At 67.2% G+C, this 6,561-nt stretch carries 5 protein-coding genes and 2 pseudogenes; 4 read left to right on the forward strand and 3 right to left on the reverse strand.

The window, feature by feature from the left end:
* The 3 genes and pseudogenes from gatB to gatC form a co-directional block, all read right to left on the reverse strand.
* On the reverse strand, window positions 1–1,014 hold a 1,014-nt coding region (gatB, locus tag ACK59X_RS04620), incomplete at its 3' end, for an Asp-tRNA(Asn)/Glu-tRNA(Gln) amidotransferase subunit GatB (RefSeq protein WP_409955570.1).
* Window position 1,015: 1 nt separating this feature from the next.
* Window positions 1,016–2,518 (reverse strand): annotated as a pseudogene (gene gatA / locus ACK59X_RS04625) (Asp-tRNA(Asn)/Glu-tRNA(Gln) amidotransferase subunit GatA).
* Between the two features lie 7 nt (window positions 2,519–2,525).
* Window positions 2,526–2,825: an Asp-tRNA(Asn)/Glu-tRNA(Gln) amidotransferase subunit GatC gene (gatC, locus tag ACK59X_RS04630; protein WP_409955572.1), complete on the reverse strand. Its 300-nt coding sequence runs from the start codon at window positions 2,823–2,825 to the stop codon at window positions 2,526–2,528.
* 203 nt (window positions 2,826–3,028) lie between these two features.
* Between gatC and ACK59X_RS04635 the strand changes: the two genes are divergently transcribed.
* The 4 genes and pseudogenes from ACK59X_RS04635 to ACK59X_RS04650 all read left to right on the forward strand — a co-directional run.
* Entirely contained in the window at window positions 3,029–4,072 is a 1,044-nt protein-coding gene (locus ACK59X_RS04635) for a rod shape-determining protein (protein WP_007858125.1), read from the forward strand.
* Window positions 4,073–4,206: 134 nt separating this feature from the next.
* Entirely contained in the window at window positions 4,207–5,130 is a 924-nt protein-coding gene (gene mreC, locus ACK59X_RS04640) for a rod shape-determining protein MreC (protein WP_409955574.1), read from the forward strand.
* The gene (gene mreD, locus ACK59X_RS04645) at window positions 5,127–5,645 is read left to right on the forward strand and encodes a rod shape-determining protein MreD (protein ID WP_409955576.1); all 519 of its coding nucleotides are present in this window, start codon (window positions 5,127–5,129) and stop codon (window positions 5,643–5,645) included. The genes mreC and mreD overlap by 4 nt, the downstream gene beginning before the upstream one ends.
* Window positions 5,642–6,561: pseudogene (locus ACK59X_RS04650) on the forward strand (penicillin-binding protein 2); the annotation flags it as partial. The gene mreD and the pseudogene ACK59X_RS04650, both read left to right, overlap by 4 nt.

Raw genomic sequence — 6,561 nt, forward strand, 5'->3', positions numbered from 1 at the left:
GTAGTAGCGGGCCAGCGGCAGGCTGGCCGTCATCATTTGCGCGTCGTAGGCCGGCAGGCCGTCCGTGCTTTCAAAGCGTGCGGCCATCACGGCGGGCAACTCGGGCAGCTCGGCCTTCACGCGTTCGATCCAGTCGGCGCCGATCATCAGCGGCGGGAGGTCGGGGTCGGGGAAGTAGCGGTAGTCGGCCGCGTCTTCCTTGGTGCGCATGGCGCGGGTCTCGCCCGTGGCATCGTTGAACAGCACCGTGGCCTGCTGGATCGCGCGGCCGTCCTCGATCTCGTCGATCTGCCACTGGATCTCGTAATCGATGGCCTGCTGCATGAACTTGAAGCTGTTCAGGTTCTTGATCTCGCGGCGCGTGCCCAGCGGGGCGCCGGGCTTGCGCACCGAAACGTTGGCATCGCAGCGGAACGAGCCTTCCTGCATGTTGCCGTCGCAGATGCCGATCCAGGTCACGATCTTGTGCAGCTCGCGCGCATAGGCCACGGCCTCTTCGGTGGAGCGGATGTCGGGCTCGGTCACGATCTCCAGGAGCGGCGTGCCGGCGCGGTTCAGGTCGATACCGCTCTGGCCGATGAAGTCCTCGTGCAGCGACTTGCCGGCATCTTCTTCGAGGTGGGCGCGCACCAGGCGCACGGTCTTCTTCTCGTCGCCGAGGAAGAACTGCACTTCGCCGCCCTGCACCACGGGGATCTCGAACTGGCTGATCTGGTAGCCCTTGGGCAGGTCGGGGTAGAAGTAGTTCTTGCGCGCGAAGATGCTCTCGGGCGCGATGTGCGAACCGAGGGCCAAACCTCGCTTGATGGCGCATTCCACGGCGGCGCGGTTCATCACCGGCAGCGTGCCGGGCAGGGCCAGGTCCACGGCGCAGGCCTGGGTGTTGGGCTCGGCGCCGAAGGCCGTGGGGGCACGGCTGAAGATCTTGCTCTCGGTGGCGAGCTGGGCGTGGGTCTCGAATCCGATCACGACCTCGTAGCCGCGGATCAGTTTGCTGGTGGTGGTCGTCGTCATGTCACAGACCTCCGGGCTGGCGGAGGTGAAAGTCGGTGGCCTGCTGCAGCTGGTGCGCTGCATTGAGCAGGCGCGCTTCCTGGAAGTAGTTGCCGATCAGCTGCAGGCCCACGGGCATGCCGCCTTCGCCGAAGCCTGCGGGCACGCTCATGCCGGGCAGGCCGGCCAACGAGCCGGGCAGGGTGAAGATGTCCGCCAGGTAGTCGGCCAGCGGGTCGGCGCCGTGCTCCCCCAGCTTCCAGGCGACGGTGGGGGCCACGGGTCCGGCGATCAGGTCGCACCGCGCGAAGGCCTGCTGGAAATCGTCGGCGATCATGCGGCGGATCTTCTGCGCCTTGAGGTAGTAGGCGTCGTAGTAGCCGTGCGAGAGCACGTAGGTGCCGATCATGATGCGGCGCTTGACCTCGTCGCCAAAGCCTTCCGCACGGGTCTTCTTGTACATGTCCACCAAGTCGGTGTAGTCCTTGGCGCGGTGGCCGAACTTCACGCCGTCGAAGCGGCTCAGGTTGGACGAGGCCTCGGCCGGCGCGATGATGTAGTACACCGGAATGGAGAGTTCGGTGCGCGGCAGGCTGATGGGCACCAGCTTCGCGCCCAGCTTTTCGTATTCCTTGAGCGCAGCGTCGACGGCGGCACGCACGTCGGGCGCCAGGCCGTCACCGAAGAACTCGGCCGGAATGCCGATGCGCAGGCCCTCGATGGAGTCGTTGAGCGAACGGCCGAAGTCCTCGGCCGGCACGTCCAGCGATGTGGAGTCGCGGTCCAGGTCGGGGCCGCACATGGTGGACAGCAGCAGCGCGCAGTCCTCGGCCGTGCGGGCCATGGGCCCGGCCTGGTCCAGGCTGGAGGCAACGGCGATCATGCCTTAGCGCGAAGCGCGGCCGTAAGTGGGCTTGATGGCGGTGATGCCGGAGATCGAGGCCGGCTGGCGGATGGAGCCGCCGGTGTCCGTGCCGGTCACGGCCGGGGCCAGGCGCGCGGCCACGGCCACGGCGCTGCCGCCCGAGGAGCCGCCGGGGATGCGGCCCGTGTCCCAGGGGTTGCGCACCGGGGCGGGCGCACCCGAGCCCACGGGGGCCACGGCCGAGTTCTCGTTGGCCGAGCCCATGGCGAATTCGTCGCAGTTGAGCTTGCCCAGGGTCACGGCGCCGGCATCGGCCAGCTTGCGCACCACGGTGGCGTCAAAGGGCGACTGGTAGCCCGCCAGCATCTTCGAGCCGGCGGTGCTGGGGAAGTCGCGCGTGACGAAGATGTCCTTGTGCGCCAGGGGCACGCCTTCGAGCGCGCCGGCCGTGCCGGCGGCGATGCGGGCATCAGCCGCGCGCGCCTGGGCCAGCGTGGCGTCTTCGTTGACCGCCACGTAGGCGCCCAGCGACTGGTGGTCCTTGGCACGGGCCAGGAAGTGCCGGGCCGCTTCCACGGCGGAAATTTGGCGCTCGCGCAGCTGTGCGGCCAGGGCGGTGACACTCAGGTCGTGCAATGCAGTGTTCTTGTTGTCGCTCATGCCGGCCTCACTCGATCACCTTGGGCACAAGGAACAAACCTTGCTCTACCGCAGGGGCGCTGCGCTGGTTGGCCTCGCGTTGGTCGGGCTCGCTGGCGATGTCGTCGCGCAGGCGCAAGGCGACCTCCTGGATGGCCGCCACGGGGTGGGCCAGGGGTGTCAAGTCCCCGGTATCCACAGCGCTCATTCTCTCCACGATGTCGAAAAAGCCATTGAGTTGTGTGAGCATGCGCTCACTTTCGCTCGCGCTCAATTCCAGTCGTGCCAGGTTGGCGATTCGACCGATGTCCAAGGATGTCAGTGCCATAGGGAAAAATTCGGGAGAAACCAGATGTAAAGCTGAAATGGGGGGTGGAGCCAGGGGAGTTATTCACAGGGGATAGGGTATTATCCCGGCTTTGCCGCAATACCCTCCCTCATGCCGGTCATTGTGCGAAAAAAGCGAAATTTGACCCCGTAAACCCGGCGATGGCAGGCCGATGCGCACGCCATGCCTGAGAGGATTCTTGAATGTTCGGAGCTTTCCGTCGGTACTTCTCCACCGACCTTGCCATTGACCTTGGCACAGCCAACACCCTGATATTCGCCCGCGACAAAGGCATTGTGCTCGATGAGCCCTCCGTCGTCGCCATCCGCCACGAAGGTGGTCCCCATGGAAAGAAAGTCATCCAGGCCGTAGGCCATGAAGCCAAGGCCATGCTGGGCAAGGTGCCCGGCAACATCGAAGCCATCCGGCCCATGAAGGACGGCGTGATCGCCGATTTCGTGATCACCGAGCAGATGATCAAGCAATTCATCAAGATGGTGCACCCGCGCACGCTGTTCACCCCCAGCCCGCGCATCATCATCTGCGTGCCCTGCGGCTCCACCCAAGTCGAGCGCCGCGCCATCAAGGATGCGGCCGAGGCCGCCGGCGCCACCGCTGTCTACCTGATCGAGGAACCCATGGCCGCCGGCATCGGTGCCGGTCTGCCGGTCTCGGAAGCCAGCGGCTCCATGGTCGTGGACATCGGCGGCGGCACCACCGAAGTGGGCGTTATCTCGCTCGGCGGCATGGTCTACAAGGGCAGCGTGCGCGTGGGCGGCGACAAGTTCGACGAAGCCATCATCAGCTACATCCGCCGCAACTACGGCATGCTGATCGGCGAGCCCACGGCCGAATCCATCAAGAAGAACATCGGCTCGGCCTTCCCCGGCTCCGAAGTGCGCGAGATGGAGGTCAAGGGCCGTAACCTGAGCGAAGGCGTGCCGCGCAGCTTCACCATCTCCAGCAACGAAGTGCTGGAGGCGCTGACCGATCCGCTCAACCAGATCGTCTCGGCCGTCAAGAACGCCCTGGAACAGACACCGCCCGAACTCGGTGCCGACATTGCCGACCGCGGCATGATGCTGACCGGCGGCGGCGCATTGCTGCGCGACCTGGACCGCCTGCTGGCCGAGGAAACCGGCCTGCCGGTGCTGGTGGCCGAAGACCCGCTGACCTGCGTGGTGCGCGGCTGCGGCATTGCGCTGGAGCGCATGGACCGCCAGGGCAGCATCTTTACAAGCGAGTAAGAAGTCCCCGTGCCTGCGCGCCGCGCAGGCACCCCATCGCGCTGAAATGGCATGACCGCAACCGCACCGATGCTTTTTGAGCCGTGCTCCTGGCCGCCGCGTTCGCACGCAGTGCAGGCCCGACAGTGAGCGCCATGCCCCTGGGAACCCTGGAGCGCAGTGCGCCTCCCTTCTTCAAGCAGGGCCCCTCGGCCCTGTCGCGGCTCGCGCTCTACAGCGCGCTGGCCCTGTTCCTCATGGTGGCGGACGTGCGCTTCAAGCTGACCGGCCCGTTCCGCCAGGCCGTCTCCACCGTGCTCTACCCGGTGCAGTGGCTCATGCTGCAGCCGGTGGAGTTCGCCGGGCGCGGGGCCGGCTACTTCCAGGACCTCAAGACCGCGCAGCAGGACGCCGACACCGCACGCAGCAAGATGGCGCAGATGTCCGAGCGTGCCAGCCAGGCCGAGCAACTGCTGCTCGAGAACGATCGGCTGCGCAAGCTGCTGGCCCTGCGCGAGCGGGTCAGTACGCCATCGCAGGCGGCCGAGGTCATCTACGACACGGCCGATCCCTACACCCGCCGGGTCGTGCTCGACAAGGGCCAGTTGGGCGGCGTGGAGCTGGGTGCCCCGGTGCTCGACGAGGCCGGCATCCTGGGCCAGGTCACGCGCGTGTTCCCCATGCTCAGCGAGGTCACGCTGCTTGTGGACCGCGACCAGGCCATCCCGGTGCTCAACATCCGCACCGGAGCGCGCGGGGTCGCTTATGGGGATCCGGTCGCCGGCAACGAAGGCGGCATGGAGCTGCGCTTCATGCCCGCCAATGCCGATGTGCGCGAGGGCGACCTGCTGACCACCAGCGGTGTGGACGGCCTGTACCCCTCGGGCCTGCCCGTGGCCAAGGTCGTGCGCGTGGAGCGCCGCGCCGATTCGGCCTTCGCGCGCATCTACTGCGCCCCGCTGGCCCAGGTCCAGGGGGCCCGGCACGTGGTGGTGCTCAAGCCGCTGTCGGGCCATATCCCGGAGCGGCCCGAGCCGGCACCCGTGCCCAGCTCCAGCAAGAAGGGGCGCCACAAATGATCATGCCGCGCGGCCAGCCGCTGCTGCTGCCCGTCAATCCCGTCTTCATCGCCGCCAGCCTGGCGGTGGGCCTGGCCATCAACATGCTGCCCCTGGGCCGCGTGGTCTGGACGCCCGACCTGCTGATGCTGCTGATCGTGTTCTGGAGCGTGCACCAGCCGCTGCGCATCGGCATGGGCACGGCCTTCCTGCTGGGCCTGTGCATGGACGTGCAGCAGTCCGCGCTGCTGGGTCAGCATGCGCTGTCCTACTCGGTGCTGGCCTTCGGCGCCATTGCCATCCACCGGCGCCTGCTGTGGTTCAGCGTGCCCTCGCAGGCGCTGCAAGTGCTGCCGCTGTTCCTCATCGCGCATTCCATCGAACTGCTGGTGCGCGTGGTGTCGGGCGGCATATTCCCCGGCCTGTGGATCTTCGTGGCGCCGGTGCTGGAGGCGCTGCTCTGGCCCCTGGCCAGCTGGGTACTGCTGGCGCCCCAGCGCCGCCCGCCTGACCGCGACCAGAATCGCCCGCTATGACCGAACTGCGCAACGCCGAAGCGGATTCGTTCCGGTTCCGGGCCCGCGTCTACACCATCGCGCTGGTGGTGTTCCTGGCCTTCGGGCTGCTTGTCTCGCGCCTGGTGTACCTGCAGGTGGTGCGCCACGAGGATCTGGCGGCCCAGGCCGAGAGCAACCGCACGGCCGTGGTGCCCATCGTGCCCAACCGCGGCCAGATCATGGACCGCAATGGCGTGGTGCTGGCCACCAACTACGCCGCCTACACACTGGAGATCACGCCCTCGCGTACAGGGGGGCTGGAAGACACCATCGAGGAACTGGCCAAGGTGGTGGACATCCAGCAGCGCGACCGGCGACGCTTCAAGCGCCTGCTGGAAGAGTCGCGCAACTTCGAGTCGCTGCCCATCCGCACGCGCCTCACCGATCAGGAAGTGGCGCGCTTTTCCGCACAGCGCTACCGCTTCCCTGGTGTGGACATCAAGGCCCGGCTGTTCCGCAACTACCCGCTGGGCGAGGTGGGTGCCCATGCCATCGGCTACATCGGCCGCATCAACCAGACCGAGAAGGCGCGCATCCAGGACTCCGAGGACGAAGCCAACTACCGCGGCACCGAGTACATCGGAAAGCTCGGGGTCGAGCAGAGCTTCGAGAACATGCTGCACGGCCTGACCGGTGTGGAGCGCATGGAGACCTCGGCCGGCGGCCACGCCGTGCGGCGCCTGGCCAGCCACCCGGCCACGCCGGGCAACACGGTGATGCTGTCGCTGGACATCAAGCTGCAAAAGCTCATCGAGGACATGTGCGGCGACCGGCGCGGCGCGCTGGTCGCGAGCGATCCGCGCAACGGCGAGGTGCTGGCCCGGGTGAGGACGCCCACCTGCGACCCCAACCGGTTCGTCGAAGGGCTCGACAGCGAACGCTGGCAGCAGCTCAG

Source organism: Acidovorax sp., from assembly GCF_046339755.1.
In the GTDB taxonomy this organism is placed as follows: Bacteria; Pseudomonadota; Gammaproteobacteria; order Burkholderiales; family Burkholderiaceae_C; genus Acidovorax.